The organism is Curtobacterium aurantiacum (assembly GCF_018598555.1).
GTDB classification, from domain to species: Bacteria; Actinomycetota; Actinomycetes; order Actinomycetales; family Microbacteriaceae; genus Curtobacterium; species Curtobacterium aurantiacum.
In genome coordinates this window covers 75,464-93,409 of record NZ_JAHEWN010000011.1, presented here as the reverse complement: position 1 = coordinate 93,409, position 17,946 = coordinate 75,464, and the positions used below count along the sequence as shown (strand labels likewise).

The following is a 17,946-nucleotide window of genomic DNA, read 5'->3' as shown; positions in this document are numbered from 1 at the left end:
AGCGGCCGCACAGGCCGGGTGTCCCCGGGCGGTGCGATGATGGACGCATGGCCGACACGACTCCCCGCGCGACGAGCAACCGATCCACGACCCCCGGGTCCTCGACCTTCAAGGACTTCATCGGGTCGCAGTGGGCCGACCGCGGTGAAGAGCAGCCCGAGCCCCGCGAGCAGGCCGCGTTCGCCGCCGAGCGTCGCGCCCGCATCTCCGAGCTGCACCCTGGTCGCACGATCGTGGTGCCGGCCGGGCAGGCCAAGGTCCGCTCGAACGACTGCGACTACCCGTTCCGCCCGCACTCCACCTTCGCGCACCTGACCGGCTGGGGCACCGACACCGTCGTCGGCTCCGTGCTCGTGATGACGCCGAACGGTTCCGGCCACGACGCCACGCTGTACTTCCGCGCCACCGCCGGCCGCGACTCCGAGGAGTTCTACGCCAACCCCGAGATCGGTGAGTTCTGGGTCGGTCCGCGTCCATCGCTCGACGCCGTCGCCGCCGACCTCGGGCTGGCCACGGCCGACCTCGGCGAGTTCGCTGCCGTCGCCGACGCACTCGACGCCTCCGCGCTGCTGGTGCGCGAAGCCGACGACGACCTGACCCGCTCGCTCGACGTGCGCATCGGCAGCGCGATCGGTGGCGCCGACGAGACCGAGGGGTCCCCGGCGACCGACGACCTGCTCGCCCGCGACCTGTCCGAGCTGCGGCTGGTGAAGGACGCGTACGAGGTCCGTGAGCTCCGCAAGGCCGTCGACGCCACGAAGCACGGGTTCGACGACGTCATCGCCGACTTCGACGCCGTCCTCGCGCACCCGCGCGGGGAGCGCATCGTCGAGGGCACGTTCAACCGCCGCGCCCGCGCCGACGGCAACACCGTGGGCTACGACACCATCGCGGCCTCGGGCCACCACGCCTGCATCCTGCACTGGACCCGCAACGACGGCGCCGTGCAGCCGGGCGACCTCATCCTCATCGACGCCGGGGTCGAGGTCGACTCGTTCTACACCGCCGACATCACCCGCACGCTGCCGGTGAGCGGCACGTTCTCGCCCGTGCAGCGCATGGTCTACGAAGCCGTGCTCGAAGCCGCCGACGCCGCGTTCGCGATCGTCAAGCCGGGCATCACGTTCCGCCAGGTGCACGCCACCGCGATGGAGGTCATCGCACGCAAGACCGCCGAGTGGGGCTTCCTGCCGGTGTCCGCCGCCGAGTCGCTCGAGCCGGACAACCAGTTCCACCGTCGCTACATGGTGCACGGCACGAGCCACCACCTCGGTCTCGACGTGCACGACTGCGCCAAGGCCCGCCGCGAGATGTACCTCGACGGCGTCGTGCAGGCCGGCATGGTATTCACGATCGAGCCCGGGCTGTACTTCCAGCAGGACGACCTGACCGTGCCGGAGGAGTTCCGCGGCATCGGTGTCCGCATCGAGGACGACATCCTGGTGACCGAGGACGGCGCCGAGAACCTGTCGATCGGCATCCCCCGGACCCCCTCGGAAGTGGAGGGGTGGATCGCCCGCTCCGGCCGCTAGCCTGAGCGGGTGACGACGCCCGAGGTCTCCCCGAACACCTTCTCGATCGAGGTCGAGCACTTCGACTCCCCCGACGCGCAGCGGCTCCGCGCAGCCCAGCGCCTGGAGATCGACCGGGCGTACGGCGGTGACACCGAGCCGGGCGAGAAGCCGACGGCCGAGTCGATCGCGGTGTTCTTCGTCGCGCGTGACGAGTCGGGCACGCCGTTGGCCTGCGGGGGCCTCCGGGTCGTCGAGGACAGCATCACCGAGATCAAGCGGATGTACGTCCGACCGGAATCCCGCGGCTCCGGTGTCGCGGCCGCCCTGCTGCGTCGGCTGGAGGAAGCCGCGCTCGACCTCGGGTCCCCGGCACTCGTGCTCGAGACGGGCACCGAGCAGAAGCGTGCCGTCGGCTTCTACCAGCGTGAGGGGTTCCGCCGGATCGCGAACTTCGGGCCCTACGTCGGTGCGCCCCTGTCGGTCTGCTACTCGAAGCTCCTCTAGGCGCGCCGAAGCCGCCCGGACCGCGCCGCGCGCAAGACCGCACTGTGCCCGCGCCCGCACTTCGCCCGGTCATAACGTGCCGTCTACTCGAGGTCGAGCGGTCACGAACCGTCGTCGGGGCCGGCGCCGAACGACGATCTCTGACCGCTCGACGCCGTGCGCACGGGGTGTTGCGACCGCTGGACCGCCCGGACCGCCTGGACGCGCCGCTGCGGCCGCACGAAGTGCCGCCCGCGAAGCTCGTCGGCGACATTTCGTGCGACTTCGGCGGACGTGAGTGGCGTGTCGAGCGACCTGGCGGTCCACCGACCACGGAGCACGCGCGCCGGGGCCCGAGCGCACCAGCCGGAGCGCGGCTAGCGGCGGTCGCTGTCCCCGCCGCTGTCGCCGTCACGCTGGGCGTCCGGCGAGGACGAGGGCTCCGGCGGCGTCGCCCCGGTGACCCGCTCGCCGTAGCGCGGCGGTTCCTCGGGCCGGCGCTCCGGGACCGGCGGGGCCGCGGGGGCTGGTGCCGTCTCCGGGGTCTCCCCGTACCGGGGTCCGTCGTTCGTGCCGTAGCGCGGCGGGCCCGAGGGCGCACCGGTCTGCGCGCCGGGTGCCGACGTGCCGGGGTGCTGCGGGCCTCCCGGCTGCTGGTGCGGCGTGGCGTGCCCGCCGTACGGCGACTGCTGCGGCGGGACCCCACCGGGGCCCGGACGCCACTGCTGCTGCTGCTGCTGCTGCTGGGGAGCGTCGTTCCAGTGCGTGGACGGGGTCGCCCCGTGCTCGCCGAGGATCCGCTGCGCCTGCCCGGTCAGCTGCGGATTGACGACGATCTGGTAGTTCGTGGCGAGCACCTGGTGCACGCTCGTGAAGTCCCGCTGCCGCTTGGTGATCGCGAACGAGGCGATGCCGTAGAGCATGCCGAACGCCGCACCGATGATGGCCGCCGCGAGGATCAGGCCACCCGCGCTCGGCGAGAAGAGCGTGAGCACGATGCCGAAGAAGATGCCGAGCCAGAGGCCCGACAGGGCGCCGGCGATGGCGGCACGGCCGTAGGTCATCTTGCCGGTGACCCGCTCGACCGTCTTCAGGTCGTTGCCGACGATGGAGAGCTGGTTGACGGGGAAGTCGGCCTCGGCCAGCTTCGCCACCACGCGCTGCGCATCGGGGTAGCTGTCGTACGTTCCCAGGACGTCGCCCTTGGGCAGCGTGGGGAACGCCTGGGCGGTCCTGCCGGCGAAGGGGCTCTGATTGCTCACCCAGCCATCATTCACCGCACACCTTGCAATCGCACGTGCACTCTCAGGGAAGCAGCCGATCCGAAGCCGCCGTCCGGCGCGAGGGAACGTCCACACGCGAGCGACTACGCTGGGTCGGGTGAGCGCCACGAAGGTCTTCGTCGCCCGCCTCGCCGGGTGCTCCGTCTTCGACCCCGCGGGCGACCGCGTCGGAAGGGTCCGGGACGTCCTGGTCGTCTACCGCCGGGCCGACCCCCCGCACGTCGTCGGGCTCATCGTCGAGGTGCCGGGCAAGCGCCGCATCTTCGTGAGCATCGGCCGCATCACCTCGATCGGTGCCGGGCAGGTCATCACGACCGGGATCGTGAACATGCGCCGCTTCGAGCAGCGCGGCGGCGAGGTCCGTGTCATCGCCGAGATGCTCGGCCGCAAGGTGCTCATCAAGAACCAGCGGATCCGCGCCACCATCGAGGACGTCGCGATCGAGGACCGCGGGCAGGGCGACTGGGAGGTCGCGCAGCTCTTCCTCCGCAAGCCGAAGACCACGCCGTCGCCGTTCGGCAAGGGCCCCACGACGTTCGCGACGTGGAACGAGGTCACCGAGGACGAGCTCCCCGGCGAGGCCCAGTCCGCCGAGCACGTCATCGCCGCGTACTCCGACCTGGTGCCCGCCGACCTCGCGTCGACGCTGCTCGACCTGCCCGCCGAGCGCCGGTTCGAGGTCGCGGAGGAACTCCCCGACGACCGGCTCGCCGACGTGCTCGAGGAGATGCCCGACCAGGAGCGCATCGAGATCCTCACGCGGCTGACGGACGCCCGTGCCGCCGACGTCCTCGACCAGATGCAGCCGGACGACGCCGCCGACGTCCTCGCCCAGTTCTCCGACGAGCGGAGCGAGGCGCTCCTGCAGCTCATGGAGCCGGAGGAGGCGCAGGACGTCCGCATGCTCCTGGAGTACGAGCCGGACACCGCCGGTGGTCTGATGACCACCGAGCCCGTGATCGTCTCCGCCGACGCCACCGTGGCCGAGGGCCTCGCGCTGGTCCGCCGCCACGAGCTGGCCCCGGTGCTCGGCGCCGCCGTCTGCGTCACCCTGCCGCCGTACGAACCGCCGACCGGCCGGTTCCTCGGGCTCGTGCACTTCCAGCGGATGCTCCGCTACCCGCCGAACGAGCGGCTCGGCACGCTCATCGACCAGCAGACCGAACCGGTCCGGGTCGACGCGAGCGCCGCCGAGGTCACCCGCATCATGGCGACCTACAACCTGCTGTCCGTCCCCGTGGTCGACGACGCCCACCGTCTCGTCGGGGTGGTGACGATCGACGATGTCCTCGACCACGTCCTGCCGGACGACTGGCGAAGTCAGGGCGAGGGGGAACCCTCGCCGCTTCCACGCCAACGCCCGCGCAGGACACCCGTGACGACGGGAAGGAGGACCACCCGTGGCCCGAACGGATGACAACCGTCGCGACCGAGACCGTCAAGAGGTCCGGCTCGACTCCCCCAAGGGCATGCGCACGCGTGTGCTCCCCACCCGCCGCCGCGGTCGCGGGGACACCTTCGGTCGCGCGACCGAAGGCATCGCACGCGGCATGGGTACGCCGTGGTTCCTCATCGGCCTCACGCTGTTCTGCGTGGTCTGGATGGGCTACAACACCCTCGCGCCGAAGCCGTGGCAGTTCGACTCGGCCGCGATCGGCTTCACGGCACTGACACTCGTGCTCTCGCTGCAGGCGTCGTACGCCGCCCCGCTGATCCTGCTCGCGCAGAACCGGCAGGACGACCGTGACCGCGTGCAGTTCGAGCAGGACCGTCAGCGGGCCGAGCGGAACCTGGCGGACACCGAGTACCTGGCACGCGAGGTCGTCGCCCTGCGCCTCGCGATGCGGGACATGGCCTCGAAGGACTTCATCCGCGCCGAGCTCCGCTCCCTGCTCGAGGAACTCGATCGCCGCGACGCCGACGAGGCTGGCTACGCGGACGAACACGACAGCTCCACCCGTGGCTGACGCCCTCCCCACCGACGAACAGCTCGGCACGGCGGTCCTCGCCGCGCTCGGCCGCGTCATCGACCCCGAGATCCGTCGCCCCGTCACGGAGCTCGACATGATCCGTGGGGTCGACGTGCAGCCGGGAGGCGCGGTGCGCGTCGACCTGCAGCTCACGATCGTCGGGTGCCCCGCCGCCGACACCATCGAGCGCGACGTGCGCGTCGCCGCCGGTTCCGTCCCGGGGGTCGCCGCGGTGGACGTCGACGTGTCCGTGATGGACCCCGCGACGCGCGCCGCGCTGACCGAGCGGCTGCGGGCTGGCCGGCCCAAGGAGGTCCAGTTCACCGCGGACTCGCTCACCCGGGTGATCGCCGTGACGAGTGGCAAGGGTGGCGTCGGCAAGTCCACGGTCACCGTGAACCTCGCCGTCGCGCTCGCCCGCCGGGGCTTGCGGGTCGGGGTCGTCGACGTCGACGTGCACGGCTTCAGCGTCCCCGGGCTGATGGGCCTGACGGACGAGCACGGCGTCGCACCGCGCCCGACTCGCGTGGACAGCATGATCCTGCCGCCGGTGGCCCACGACGTGAAGGTCGTGTCGATCGGCATGTTCGTCGACGACGTCTCCACCGCGGTGTCGTGGCGCGGCCCGATGCTGCACCGCACCGTGAACCAGTTCCTGACCGACGTGTTCTTCGGCGACCTCGACGTCCTGCTGCTCGACCTGCCGCCGGGCACCGGCGACGTCGCGATCTCGGTGGGGCAGCTGCTGCCGCACGCCGAGGTCCTCGTCGTCACGACCCCCCAGGCCGCAGCCGCCGACGTCGCCGAGCGCAGCGGGATCGTCGCCCGTCAGACCGGGCAGCGGGTCATCGGCGTGATCGAGAACATGGCGGGGCTCGTGCAGCCCGACGGCTCGGTCCTGCACCTGTTCGGCGAGGGCGGTGGCGCCGAGACCGCCGCACGGCTCTCCCGGGGGCAGGACAGCCCCGTGCCGGTGCTCGGCAGCGTGCCGCTGTCCGTGCCGCTCCGGCAGGGCGGGGACACCGGCCTCCCCGTGGTGCTCGGTGCTCCCGAGGACCCGTCGGCGGTGGCCCTGACGGCGATCGCGGACCGGATCACGACGATGGGACGCGGGCTCGCCGGCCGGAAGCTCGGGTTGTCGCTGTCCTAGGCTCGACGGCATGAGCTCGGATCACGTCGACGTCGACTGGGACCACGCACGCGCCACGAACCGGGCGAACTGGGACGACCGGGTGCCGATCCACGAGGGCGCCTACGCGGTCGACGCCCTCGCCGACCCCGACCACCGCTCCGACGTCGTGCGCGAGGACCTGCCTGCCCTGACGCCCTGGCTGCCGAACGGCTCGCTCGACGGCCTCGACGTCTGTCACCTGCAGTGCCACATCGGCACCGACACGGTGTCACTCGCCCGCGAGGGCGCCCGGCTGACCGGCGTCGACTTCTCCCCCGCCGCACTCGCCTCGGCAAGCGGGCTCGCGTCGCGACTCGGACTCGACGTCACCTGGGTCGAGACCGACGTCCTCGACGCCCGGGCAGCGGTCACCGGGGACTTCGACGTCGTCTACACGAGCATCGGCACGATCTGCTGGCTCCCCGACCTCGATCGGTGGGCCGCGCAGGTCGCCGGCCTGCTGCGCCCCGGCGGGGTGTTCTTCATCCGGGACGGCCACCCCGCCCTGTACGCCCTCGACGAGGACGCCGACGAGCTCGTCACCCGCTACCGCTACTTCCCGGACGGCACGGCACAGCAGTGGGACGATGCCGGCACCTACGCGGGCGACGGCACGGTGGCGAACACCCGGACCTTCGAGTGGCCGCACCCGCTGTCCGAGATCGTCAACGCCCTGCTCGGCGCCGGACTCCGGCTCCGCCGACTCGACGAGGGTCGCACCCTGCCGTGGCGGTTCAGCCCCCGCATGGTCGAGACCGGCACGGGGTCGTGGGCATGGCCGGAACACGACCGCGACCGCATCCCGACCACCTACACGATCGTCGCCACCCGCGACTGACGACGCGACCCCACGACGGACTGGAGGCCCGGTGCCAGCTGGCACCGGGCCTCCAGTCCGTCGCGTGGGGACGTGACGGGCGTCAGGTCGCCTCGGCGTCGAAGGGTGCCGGTTCACCGGCTGCCAGCGGCACGACGGGAGCCGTCGCACGCACCTTGGACGCCGTGACCTGCGCCGTCTGGACGGCTGCGGCACCGGAGCCGGAGTCGAGCAGGGCGTCTCGGATGATGCGGCGCGGGTCGTACTGGCGCGGGTCGAGCTTCTGCCACTCGATGTCGTCGAACTCGGGGCCCATCTCGTCGCGCATCCGCTCCTTGGCGGTGTCGGCGAACCGGCGCACGGCCTTGACGAACTCGGCCAACTTCTGGGCGTACATCGGCAGGCGCTGCGGCCCGAGCAAGAGGACGCCGATGACCCCGATGATCAGGATCTTGTCGAGCGGGATGTCCACGCGAGCGAGCCTAACGCGTGCTGCTGCGTTGCACCTCTAGAGTTGTCTCCCGAACGGAGTGTGCGTGTCAGAGAAAGAGTCGAACTGGAAGTTCGCCGAGGACATCGTCTCGGAGACCGAGGCGATCGCCCGTGCTCGGGAGCACTCCCTGGAACTCGGGGTCGAAGCGATCTCGCCCGCGATCGGTGCGCAGATCGGGGTCATCGCCGCAGCCTCGCGAGCCACGAGCATCATCGAGATCGGCACCGGACTCGGCGTCTCCGGCCTGTACCTGCTCGCCGGTGCCCCGAACGCGACCCTGACGACGATCGACGTCGAGGTCGACCACCAGCAGTTCGCCCGCGACGCCTACATCAGCGCCGGCACCGCCCCCGCACGGATCCGGCTCATCCCCGGTCGGGCGAACCAGGTGCTCCCCCGCATGAACGAGGCCTCGTACGACGTCGTGCTCGTCGACGCCGACCCCGAGCACGTCATCGAGTACGTCGAGCACGGACTTCGGCTCGCACGCCTCGGTGGCACCGTCCTGGTGCCGCACGCGCTCTGGCGCGGACGTGTGGCCGACCCGGTGAAGCGCGACCGTGCCACCACGGACTTCCGGCTGCTGCTGACCGAGGTGTCGACCTCCGGTGCGGTGCGCAGCGCGCTGTCGCCGGCCGGTGACGGGCTGCTGCAGCTGACGAAGGTCACCAACTAGCGCTTGACCCGCCGGCGCTCGCGCAGGTCAGTCCAGGTGCCGCAGGTACCGCTCGGGCGACTCGAGGAACGCCCGCTGGTTCCGTACGAGGTCGAGATCGCTCCACGTGGTGCGCCGCAGACCCCACTCGCCGACCTCGTGGATCTCGGCCCCGGGGAACGCCGCGAGCACGGGTGAGTGCGTCGAGAGCACGATCTGTCCGACGCCGGTCTCCACGATGGACTGCAGCAGCCCGATGAGCGCCAGGCAGCCCGAGAACGACAGGGCCGACTCCGGCTCGTCGAGGATCCAGAGCCCGGGCCACTGCGACCGGTGGATCACGAAGTCGAGGAACGACTCCCCGTGGCTGCGCTCGTGGAACAGCGGTTCGTTGCCCCCGGGGTGCTCCTCGAGGTAGGTGAACACCCCGTGCATGGTCTCGGCACGCAGGAAGAACCCGGACCGCACGGCCCCGGGTTCGCGGTGCAGGGCGATGTGCTCCCAGAGCTGGGATTCGCTCGGGCGGGTGCTGTGCCCGGACTTCGTCGAACCGCCCTCGGGTCCCATGCCGAACGCGAGCGCCATCGCCTCGACCAGGGTGGACTTGCCCGCACCGTTCTCGCCGACCAGCACCGTCACCGGAGCGAGGTCGAGCCCGTCGTCGAGCAGCTGCCGGACGGGCGCGAGGGTCGCGGGCCAGGCGTCCCGGCGCATCGGGTCCGGCGCGTACTCCTCGACGCGGCGGATCGGCAGTCTCGTCCTCGGCACGGCCCCATCCTGCCGGAGCCGACCGACACCGCGGAGTGCAACCGGCTGCGGGCGGACAGACGGGAGGCCCGGAGCGTACACGCTCCGGGCCTCCCGTTCTGGTGCTTCGACGTACTAGGCCGAGACGACCTCAGCGAGTGCGTCGTGGAGTTCCTTGGCCTCGGCATCGTTGACCGAGACGACCAGGCGGCCTCCACCTTCGAGCGGAACCCGCACGATGATGAGTCGACCCTCCTTAACAGCCTCCATCGGCCCGTCACCGGTCCTCGGCTTCATGGCTGCCATCAGATGTCCCCTTTCGTGCAGTAAATGCAGCCCCATTATCCCGTATGGAGGGGGCAACTGCGAAACCGCCCAGGTTGGGGGTGTCGAACGTGCCGTCCGGATGCTCCGCAGAACGCGGATCCACGGGCCTCCGGCGCCCCGCATCGATCACGGCGGGGTCCAGTCGTAGCCGTCGACCCACCACGTGTAGTACAGCCAGACCCACTGCAACCCGACGAACGCGACGACGACGGCCACGCGGTACACCCGCGACCGCGGCAGCGCGACGATGCCGAGCAGCGGTGCGATCGGCACGAGGATGCGCCAGGTGCTCGACTGCGGGAAGAACACCGCGAGCAGGTACACCAGGTACGCCACGCCCCAGAGTCGCAGCTCGATGCCGATCCGGCGTGCGGCCGGCATGCAGACGAACGCGGCGAACCCGACGAGCGCCACGACGAGCAACACGGTGCCCGCGGGCTGCCCGAACCACCACCCGAACCCCTGCACCCAGGGCGCGAACGGCACGAGTTCCTTCCAGCCGATGTACGACGACCGCCAGGCGAGTTCGGTGTCCGTGTACGCCTTCGGCACCCCGGTGACCGCCCAGGCGATCGCGGGCCAGGCCAGGCCGACCAGACCGGACACCGTGGCGACCACGGCGGGCGGCACGAGCCCGCGGAGGGTCAGCGGCTCCGACGACCGCACCCACGCCGGACGGATGGCCCACGCGCCCACGAAGAGCACCACGAGGAAGGCGAAGGCGAGCCCGGTCGGCCGGGTCATGCCGAGCAGCAGCACCACGGGCAGCATCGCCCACCACCGCCGGTCCACCATGAGCAGCAGCGCGACGAGCAGCAGGAAGAGGCCCATCGCCTCGGCGTAGGCGACCTGGAACATCGCCGACACCGGCGCGACGCAGAACAGCACGGTGGCGAACGTCGCCCGGGCCGGGTCGAGGAACCGGCCCATGAGCCGGCGGAACACGAGCGCGGCACCGAGGCCGGCGAGCAACGACACCGAGACCGCGACGAACTCGAACGACGCCCCGGTGAGCAGCATGAGCGCCCGGACCAGGAACGGGTACGCGGGCATGAACGCCCACGCGTTCTCGGTCACGTGCCCGGCGGCGTCGACCGGCAGCGTCGACGGGTACCCGCCCGTGGCGATCACGCGGTACCAGGCGCCGTCCCAGATCGACGCGAACGACAGGTAGCCCGGGCTCTCCACGGTGAACGAGTTCGCCGCCTGGACGCCCGCGAACGCGAGCATCATCGCGCCGGTGACGAGCCGGGCGAGCACGTAGACGATCGTGATGCGAACCCACCACGGCACGACCCGGTACCGGGCGCGCCAGCGGGTGCGAGCAGGGGTCCTCCGGGTGGCCCCCGCCGTCGTCAGGCCGTCAGCCACCGACGCAGCCCGGCCTCGACCGCGGTGATCTGCGCGACCGGGACCTGCTCGTCGTCGTGGTGGGCGAAGACCGGCTCACCGGGGCCGTAGTTGACCGCGGGGACGCCGAGCGCCGAGAACCGGGCGACGTCGGTCCAGCCGTACTTCGGGCGGGGTGCCGGACCGCCGACCGCTGCGACGAAGTCCTGCGCGAGCGGGGCGTCGAGGCCGGGGCGGGCGCCGGCGGCGAGGTCGACGATCGTCACCTCGTACCCGTCGAACAGCTCGCGGATGTGCGCGACGGCCTCGTCGGCCGAGCGCGACGGGGCGAACCGGTAGTTCACGTGCACCATCGCCTCGTCCGGGATGATGTTGCCCGCGATGCCGCCGCTGATGCCCACGGCGTTCAGACCCTCGCGGTACTCGAGCCCGTCGACCGTGACGGTGCGCGGCTCGTACGCGGCCAGGGTGGCGAGGATCGGGGCGGTCTTGTGGATCGCGTTGTCGCCGATCCAGCTGCGCGCACTGTGCGAGCGCTTGCCGAAGGTGCGGATCTCGGCGCGCAGGTTGCCGTTGCAGCCGCCCTCGATCTGCGCCCCGGAGGGCTCCCCCAGGATCGCGAAGTCACCGGTGAGCAGCTCGGGCCGCGTGCGTGCGAGACGGCCGAGGCCGTTCAGGGCGTCGCTGACCTCTTCGTGGTCGTACCAGACCCAGGTCACGTCGACGGAGGGGTCGACCAGGTCGTACGCGAGCTTGAGCTGCACCGCGCAGCCGGCCTTCATGTCGACGGTGCCGCGGCCCCAGAGGATCTCGGTGCCGTCCTCGGCGGTGCGGAACTCGGTCGGCAGGTTGTCGTTGAGCGGCACGGTGTCGATGTGACCGGCGATGACGACGCGGCGGTCGCGGCCCAGGTTCGTCCGCGCCACGATCGCGTCGCCGTCACGGATCACCTCGAGGTGCGGCAGCGGTGCGAGCACGGCCTCGATCGCGTCGGCGAGGGCCTGCTCGTTGCCGGACACCGACTCGATGTCGCAGATGGCACGGGTGATGTCGATGGACGAGGCGGTGAGGTCGAGGTGCTCCGGCATGCGGGCAGCCTACCGGCCACCCCTCGCACCGCCCCGGCAGTCCGGACGGTCGGGAACCCCGCCGCCCCGGCCGTCCGGCCGGACGGTGCCCGTCGACCGGCGCTCGGTACCCTGGAGCCGTGACCGACACGATTGCCTCCGACCGCCCGACCCACGCCTGGGGCCACGGCCTCGCGACGATCGCCGCCGACGGCACGACGCTCGACACCTGGTACCCGGAGACGCGCCTCGGGGCGCTGCCCGCCGACGCCGTGTTCCCGGCCGAGCTGCAGGCGCACGTCGGTGACGACCCCCGCCGCGAGGTCCGGGTCGAGGCCGTCACCACCGAGATCTCGATCGACGCCGCCCCGGCGAGCACCCCGGACGCGTACCTGCGCCTGCACCTGCTGAGCCACCTGCACGTCCGCCCGAACGCGGTGAACCTCGACGGCGTCTTCGGCCACCTGCCGATCGTCGCGTGGACGAACGCCGGCCCGGTGCACCCCGAGTCCCTGACGCGCCTGCGCCCGTCGCTGCAGCGCGCCGGGATCGCCGTGCACGCCGTCGACAAGTTCCCGCGCCTGCTCGACTACGTCGTGCCGGACCGCGTCCGGATCGGTGACGCCAACCGGGTCCGCCTCGGCGCCCACCTGGCACCGGGCACCACCGTCATGCACGAGGGCTTCGTGAACTTCAACGCCGGCACCCTCGGCGACGCCATGATCGAGGGCCGCGTCTCGCAGGGCGTCGTCGTCGGCAACGGCACGGACATCGGCGGCGGGGCCTCGATCATGGGCACGCTGTCCGGCGGCGGCACGCACCGTGTCTCGCTCGGGGAACGCGCGCTCCTCGGCGCGAACGCGGGGCTCGGCATCTCGCTCGGCGACGACTCCGTCATCGAGGCGGGCCTGTACGTCACGGCGGGCACGAAGGTGGTCCTGGTCGGCGCTGCCCCGAACCCCGACGGCACCCCGAAGACCGTCAAGGCCGCCGAGCTCTCCGGCACCCCGAACATCCTGTTCCGCCGCAACAGCCTCAGCGGCGCCGTCGAGGCGCTGCAGCGCAAGGGCGAGGGCATCCAGCTGAACACCGCGCTGCACGCGTAGCGCCCCGCACCCGACGCACCCGCCTGGAGGCCCGGCGCCGGTCCACGAGACCGGCACCGGGCCTCCAGGTCGTCGCGTCCAGTGCCCCGCCCCGCGAGCGGTCACGACACACCGTCTGCGGGCGCCGACGGCGCACGAACCGTCGTTTCGTCACCCTCCGGACGACGGTTCGCGACCACTCGGCGGAGGTGATCGGCGCGTCCTGCCGCCCCGCGGTCGGTCAGCGCTTCGGGACGTCGCGCTCAGGCGCCCCCACGTAGAGCTGCTGCGGGCGACCGATCTTGTTGAGCGGATCGTTGTTGAGTTCGCGCCACTGCGCGATCCAGCCGGGCAGGCGGCCGATCGCGAACAGGACGGTGAACATCCGCGGCGGGAAGCCCATCGCCTTGTAGATGATGCCCGTGTAGAAGTCGACGTTCGGGTAGAGCTTGCGGCTGACGAAGTACTCGTCCTCGAGCGCGATCTGCTCGAGCTCCATCGCGATGTCGAGCAGGTCGTCCTGCACCCCGAGGGATTCGAGGACCTCGTGCGCGGACTCCTTCACGAGCTTGGCGCGCGGGTCGTAGTTCTTGTAGACGCGGTGCCCGAAGCCCATGAGCTTGACGCCCTGCTCCTTGTTCTTCACCCGCTCGACGAAGCGCGTGACGGGCTCGCCCGAGTCCTTGATCTGCTGGAGCATCTCGAGCACGGCCTCGTTCGCACCACCGTGCAGCGGACCGTACAGGGCGTTGATGCCGGCCGAGATCGAGGCGAACATGTTCGCCTTCGTCGAGCCGACCATGCGCACCGTCGAGGTCGAGGCGTTCTGCTCGTGGTCCTCGTGCAGGATCAGCAGCCGCTCGAGCGCCTTGGAGAGCACCGGGTTCGGCTGGTAGGTCTCGGCCATGGTGCCGAAGTTCAGGCGCAGGAAGTTGTCGACGAACGACAGCGAGTTGTCCGGGTACAGGAACGCCTGACCGATGGCCTTCTTGTGCGCGTAGGCGGCGATGACCGGGAGCTTGGCGAGCAACCGGACGGTCTGCAGCTCGACCTTCTCGGGGTCGTCGACGTCCATGTCGGCCTCGTAGTACGTGGACAGGGCGCTCACGGCGCTCGAGAGCACCGACATCGGGTGCGCCGAGTGCGGCAGGGCATCGAACAGCCGACGGAGGTCTTCGTGCAGCAGCGTGTGCCGGCGGATGCGGGCGTCGAACTGCTCGAGCTCGGTGGGGGTCGGCAGCTCGCCGTAGATCAGGAGCCAGGCGACCTCGAGGAAGGTGCAGTTCGCGGCGATCTGGTCGATCGGGTACCCGCGGTAGCGCAGGATCCCCTGGTCGCCGTCGATGTAGGTGATGGCGCTCTTCGTCGCACCGGTGTTCACGAACCCGTAGTCGAGCGTGTTCATCCCGGTCTGCTTCTTGAAGGTCGAGATGTCGATCGCGGACGCGCCGTCGACGCTCTGCAGGATCGGGAACTCCGCCGTGCCGCCCGGGAACGTCAGCGTCGCGGTCGCGCCCTGCTGTTCGGCGGCGGGACTCACGGGGACGGGCGTGGTGGGCGGTGTGGCCGTCTTCTGAGCGTCATTGGCAGTGTCAGTCACGAGGACAGCCTAATCGCGGCACCTGTCGCTCGTGCACACATCCCAGGTGACGATTTGGTGGTTCCCGCGGATTGCGGGCACCGACCGATGTACTCGTGTCCGTGCTACGCGGTGCCGAGTCGACGGCTGCTCGCCAGGCGCTGGGAGGCTGCGGCGATGCGTTCGTCGGTCGCCGTCAGGGCGACACGGACGTGCTCACCACCGGCCGCACCGTAGAACGTGCCCGGTGCGACGAGGATCCCGCGGTCGGCGAGCCAGGCGACGGTGTCGAGTGCCGGTTCGCCGCGGGTGGCCCAGAGGTAGAGCCCCGCCTCGCTGTGGTCGATGCGGAAGCCGGCGCCTTCGAGTGCCTGCCGGAGCATGTTCCGTCGAGCCCGGTACCGGGCCTTCTGCTGCTGCACGTGGGTCTCGTCCTGCAGCGCGACGACCATGGCCTGCTGCACGGGCAGCGGCGGCATGAGTCCGGCGTGCTTCCGGACCGCCAGGACGTCGGCCAGGATCGCCGCGTCACCTGCGACGAACGCGGCACGGTAGCCGGCGAGGTTCGACTGCTTCGACAGCGAGTACACGCTCAGCACGCCGTCGAGCGAGTCGCCGACCACCCGGGCGTCGAGGATCGTGGGGGTCGGGGTGGTGGCGTACTCCGTGTCCCAGCCGAGTTCGGCGTAGCACTCGTCGCCGACGATGACGGCGCCGAGTTCGCGCGCGCGGGCGACGGCGGCGCGGAGCTCGTTGATCGACAGCACGCGGCCGTCCGGGTTGCCCGGCGAGTTGAGCCAGACGAGCTTCGTCGTGGCCGGCCAGGCTGCGGGGTCGTCCGAGGCGATGGCGTCGGCCCGGACCAGGGCTGCGCCGAGCTCGTACGTCGGGTACGCGGCTGCCGGGAACACCACGGTGTCACCGGGGCCGATGCCGAGCCAGAGCGCCAGGCCGGCGATGAACTCCTTCGAGCCGATCGTCGGCAGCGCGTTCGCCTCGGTCAGTGCGACGCCGTGACGCCGGCCGTACCAGTCGGCGATGGCCTGCCGCAGCGCCGGGGTGCCGGCGACCTGCGGGTAGGCGTGCGCGTCGGTGGCGGTGGCCAGTGCGGTCCGGACGACCTCGGGCGTGGGGTCGACGGGCGATCCGACGCTGAGGTCGACGATGCCGCCCTCGTACGCCGCGGCGCGCTGCTTGAACGGGACGAGCTGGTCCCAGGGGAAGTCGGGGAGGTCGAGCGCCACGAGGTGACCGGTCAGCTGCGCGGGGGCTCGGCCATGACGACGGGGTGGTCCTTGTGGATCACACCGACCTTCGCGGCACCGCCGGGCGAACCGACCTCTTCGAAGAACTCGACGTTGGCCTTGTAGTAGTCGGCCCACTCGTCGGGCAGGTCGTCCTCGTAGTAGATGGCCTCGACGGGGCAGACCGGCTCGCACGCACCGCAGTCGACGCACTCGTCGGGGTGGATGTAGAGGGAACGGTCACCCTCGTAGATGCAGTCGACGGGGCATTCGTCGATGCAGGCGCGGTCCTTGACGTCGACACAGGGCTGGGCGATCACGTAGGTCACGGTTCGGGTGCTCCCTTCGACGAGCGGGTTCGAGTCTACTCGTGGCCCGGGGCCGTCCGGGACCGCAGCCCCGACAGGTCCGGCCAGGCGAGGACGAGTGCGGCGATCACCGCGGGGGCGAAGGTCCACACGTAGCCGGCCGCGTTGGCGAGGACGAGCGGCGAGCCCGCTCCCCCGACGGACACGAGCACCTGCGTCGCGACGAGGATCCCGATGCCGATCGCGGCGACCATCGCCCGGGAGCGGTAGACGAGCCGCACGCCGACGGTCAGGCCGAGCACGATCAGCGTCGTGATGACGAGGCCGACCGGGAACGAGCCCAGCGTCTGCTGGTGCGTCACCGTCCCGAGGCCACCGGCGAGCAGCCCGAGCAGCAGCGAGACCACGACCGCCGTGACCTTGCCCTGACCGGACATCTCCGCGTAGGTCTGCGGCGCCGCCGGCTGCGGGGCCGCGTCGTGCCGGAACGCCTCGACCGCCGGGGCGTGCTGCCGGACGCCGTGCGGCATCACCCACGACAGGGCGCTCGGGTCGGTGGGGTCCGCGGGGTCGACGGCGACCTGGGAGCGGTACTGCTCGACGGCCGCCCGCACCTTGGCCCGGACCGGCAGGACGTCGACCGTGACGTCGGCCTGCCCGCTGGCGGGGTCGACGATCATCGAGAACGGGACTTCTTCGGCACGAGCCGCGTACTGCGCCGCGTGGTGCATCCGCACGTGGTCCGGGTGCCCGTAGCCGCCGTCGTCGGCGTAGCTGATCACGGCATCGGCTCCGGTGGAGCGGATCGCGGCGCGCACGTCGTCCACCACCTCGCCCAGGTCGGCCGCGGTCAGCGAGTCGGCCGGGGCGTCGGCCGCGGCGGTCGCGCGCCCGTCGGGGCCCCACTGCATGCCCGAGTCGACGTAACGACGCTCCGGCAGGTCGGTGGGCCGGGCACCCGCGCCGCCCAGCCAGAGGTGCTGGGGCCCGCCGAGTGCGGCGAGGGCCGCGGCGATCTCGGTCTCCCGGTGCCGCGCCACCCGCGCGGGATCACCCGCGAGCGGGACCAGCTGCTCCGTGAGCATCTCCCCGCGCTCACCCCGCGTCGCGGTGAGCACGGTCACCTCGGCACCGCGCTCGAGCAGGGTCGCGATGGTCCCGCCCGACGAGAGCGTCTCGTCGTCGGGGTGGGCGTGCACGATCAGGACGCGCTCGGGGCGCGTGACGGGGGCCTTCGACATCGTCCCCAAGGGTACGGGACTAGCGGGGCGTGACGATGTAGGTCGCCGTGACGCCGCCGCTGTCCTTGCTGTCCGAGAAGGTCAGGACGACGCGGTACCCGTCGCTCCGGAACATGCCGAACGCACTGGACGAGTCGGCACGCTTCGCCGACTCGGTGTAGCCGGCGTCGGTGAGCTGCTGGGCGGCGGTCTGGAAGTCGTCGACCGAGGCCGCCCGGACCTGTGCGACCCACCCGGAGCCGTTCGGGCCGGCTCCCCCACCGAGCACGGTGCCGTCGACGAGCGGGACGTCGGCCGACGGGAACCCGTCCGGCACCTTGCCGTCCGAGGTCACGTCCGCGCCCTCGAGCGCGGTGTCGAGCGCACCGTCGATGCCACCCGCGACCGAGGACATGCCGTCCTGGATCGCCTTGCCGTCGATGCCGGACACCCCGTCTGCCACGTTCGAGGCGACGGAGGACCCCAGGTCGGTGGCCTGCTGCACGGCCTCGGTCGAGCAGCCGGTGAGTCCGGCCAGGGCGATGCCGGCAGCCACGGCGGCGATCAGCGGGGTACGGAGGGAACGCATGGCGCGACCGTAACGGACCTTTCGGGAGGCCCGGCGCGAGTTGG

Annotated in this window: 19 protein-coding genes; 8 read left to right on the top strand and 11 right to left on the bottom strand. The window is 71.5% G+C overall.

The genetic code is table 11. The annotated features are described in order from the left end of the window. Window positions 1-47: 47 nt before the first annotated feature. Together KK087_RS11420 and KK087_RS17455 are read left to right on the top strand one after the other, a co-directional pair. The gene (locus KK087_RS11420) at window positions 48-1,532 is read left to right on the top strand and encodes an aminopeptidase P family protein (protein WP_214565365.1); all 1,485 of its coding nucleotides are present in this window, start codon (window positions 48-50) and stop codon (window positions 1,530-1,532) included. A gap of 9 nt (window positions 1,533-1,541) precedes the next feature. Continuing rightward, window positions 1,542-2,018 carry a GNAT family N-acetyltransferase gene (locus KK087_RS17455; protein WP_214529035.1) on the top strand — a complete coding sequence of 159 codons (477 nt, stop codon included), beginning with the start codon at window positions 1,542-1,544 and terminating at the stop codon, window positions 2,016-2,018. 356 nt (window positions 2,019-2,374) lie between these two features. Here the strand turns inward: KK087_RS17455 and KK087_RS11410 are convergent, their stop codons facing one another. Next, window positions 2,375-3,259 carry a YflT domain-containing protein gene (locus KK087_RS11410; RefSeq protein ID WP_214565363.1) on the bottom strand — a complete coding sequence of 295 codons (885 nt, stop codon included), beginning with the start codon at window positions 3,257-3,259 and terminating at the stop codon, window positions 2,375-2,377. Between the two features lie 118 nt (window positions 3,260-3,377). Between KK087_RS11410 and KK087_RS11405 the strand changes: the two genes are divergently transcribed. From KK087_RS11405 to KK087_RS11390, 4 genes are read left to right on the top strand one after another with little or no spacing between them, the layout of a single operon-like run. Further along, window positions 3,378-4,697 (top strand): magnesium transporter MgtE N-terminal domain-containing protein, encoded by a 1,320-nt coding sequence (locus tag KK087_RS11405; RefSeq protein ID WP_214529033.1) that lies wholly within the window; start codon window positions 3,378-3,380, stop codon window positions 4,695-4,697. 52 nt (window positions 4,698-4,749) lie between these two features. Beyond that, window positions 4,750-5,247, top strand: coding sequence for a DUF1003 domain-containing protein (locus KK087_RS11400; protein WP_214529062.1), 498 nt, complete (start codon window positions 4,750-4,752; stop codon window positions 5,245-5,247). Then, on the top strand, window positions 5,240-6,400 hold the full coding sequence (locus tag KK087_RS11395) for a P-loop NTPase (RefSeq protein ID WP_214565362.1): 1,161 nt from the start codon (window positions 5,240-5,242) through the stop codon (window positions 6,398-6,400). The genes KK087_RS11400 and KK087_RS11395 overlap by 8 nt, the downstream gene beginning before the upstream one ends. 10 nt (window positions 6,401-6,410) lie before the next feature. Then, a complete protein-coding gene (locus KK087_RS11390) occupies window positions 6,411-7,259 on the top strand; it encodes a class I SAM-dependent methyltransferase (protein ID WP_214565360.1) in 849 nt (282 codons plus the stop codon). An 82-nt stretch (window positions 7,260-7,341) separates the two neighbouring features. Here KK087_RS11390 and KK087_RS11385 read toward each other — a convergent pair whose 3' ends face one another. Further along, window positions 7,342-7,710: a twin-arginine translocase TatA/TatE family subunit gene (locus tag KK087_RS11385; RefSeq protein WP_214529030.1), complete on the bottom strand. Its 369-nt coding sequence runs from the start codon at window positions 7,708-7,710 to the stop codon at window positions 7,342-7,344. Window positions 7,711-7,774: 64 nt separating this feature from the next. Between KK087_RS11385 and KK087_RS11380 the strand changes: the two genes are divergently transcribed. After that, window positions 7,775-8,407: an O-methyltransferase gene (locus KK087_RS11380; RefSeq protein ID WP_017887052.1), complete on the top strand. Its 633-nt coding sequence runs from the start codon at window positions 7,775-7,777 to the stop codon at window positions 8,405-8,407. A 27-nt stretch (window positions 8,408-8,434) separates the two neighbouring features. Here the strand turns inward: KK087_RS11380 and KK087_RS11375 are convergent, their stop codons facing one another. From KK087_RS11375 to dapE, 4 genes are all read right to left on the bottom strand, one after another. After that, on the bottom strand, window positions 8,435-9,154 hold the full coding sequence (locus tag KK087_RS11375) for an AAA family ATPase (RefSeq protein WP_307858368.1): 720 nt from the start codon (window positions 9,152-9,154) through the stop codon (window positions 8,435-8,437). A gap of 114 nt (window positions 9,155-9,268) precedes the next feature. Beyond that, window positions 9,269-9,439 carry a DUF3117 domain-containing protein gene (locus KK087_RS11370; protein WP_017887054.1) on the bottom strand — a complete coding sequence of 57 codons (171 nt, stop codon included), beginning with the start codon at window positions 9,437-9,439 and terminating at the stop codon, window positions 9,269-9,271. Between the two features lie 147 nt (window positions 9,440-9,586). Continuing rightward, complete coding sequence (locus KK087_RS11365; protein WP_214565358.1) at window positions 9,587-10,831, bottom strand: hypothetical protein; 1,245 nt, start codon at window positions 10,829-10,831, stop codon at window positions 9,587-9,589. Then, window positions 10,816-11,898, bottom strand: coding sequence for a succinyl-diaminopimelate desuccinylase (gene dapE, locus KK087_RS11360; protein ID WP_214544064.1), 1,083 nt, complete (start codon window positions 11,896-11,898; stop codon window positions 10,816-10,818). Before dapE ends, KK087_RS11365 begins: the two co-directional genes overlap by 16 nt. A gap of 119 nt (window positions 11,899-12,017) precedes the next feature. Between dapE and dapD the strand changes: the two genes are divergently transcribed. Then, window positions 12,018-12,983 carry a 2,3,4,5-tetrahydropyridine-2,6-dicarboxylate N-succinyltransferase gene (gene dapD / locus KK087_RS11355; RefSeq protein ID WP_214565356.1) on the top strand — a complete coding sequence of 322 codons (966 nt, stop codon included), beginning with the start codon at window positions 12,018-12,020 and terminating at the stop codon, window positions 12,981-12,983. Between the two features lie 220 nt (window positions 12,984-13,203). Here the strand turns inward: dapD and KK087_RS11350 are convergent, their stop codons facing one another. From KK087_RS11350 to KK087_RS11330, 5 genes are all read right to left on the bottom strand, one after another. Next, a complete protein-coding gene (locus KK087_RS11350; protein ID WP_214529060.1) occupies window positions 13,204-14,502 on the bottom strand; it encodes a citrate synthase in 1,299 nt (432 codons plus the stop codon). 164 nt (window positions 14,503-14,666) lie between these two features. After that, the gene (dapC, locus tag KK087_RS11345; protein WP_214565349.1) at window positions 14,667-15,785 is read right to left on the bottom strand and encodes a succinyldiaminopimelate transaminase; all 1,119 of its coding nucleotides are present in this window, start codon (window positions 15,783-15,785) and stop codon (window positions 14,667-14,669) included. Between the two features lie 11 nt (window positions 15,786-15,796). Next, window positions 15,797-16,114 (bottom strand): ferredoxin, encoded by a 318-nt coding sequence (gene fdxA, locus KK087_RS11340; RefSeq protein WP_214565347.1) that lies wholly within the window; start codon window positions 16,112-16,114, stop codon window positions 15,797-15,799. Between the two features lie 35 nt (window positions 16,115-16,149). Further along, window positions 16,150-17,334 carry a PIG-L family deacetylase gene (locus KK087_RS11335; RefSeq protein WP_214565345.1) on the bottom strand — a complete coding sequence of 395 codons (1,185 nt, stop codon included), beginning with the start codon at window positions 17,332-17,334 and terminating at the stop codon, window positions 16,150-16,152. A gap of 19 nt (window positions 17,335-17,353) precedes the next feature. Next, entirely contained in the window at window positions 17,354-17,902 is a 549-nt protein-coding gene (locus KK087_RS11330; RefSeq protein WP_214529024.1) for a hypothetical protein, read from the bottom strand. Between the last annotated feature and the right edge of the window lie 44 nt (window positions 17,903-17,946).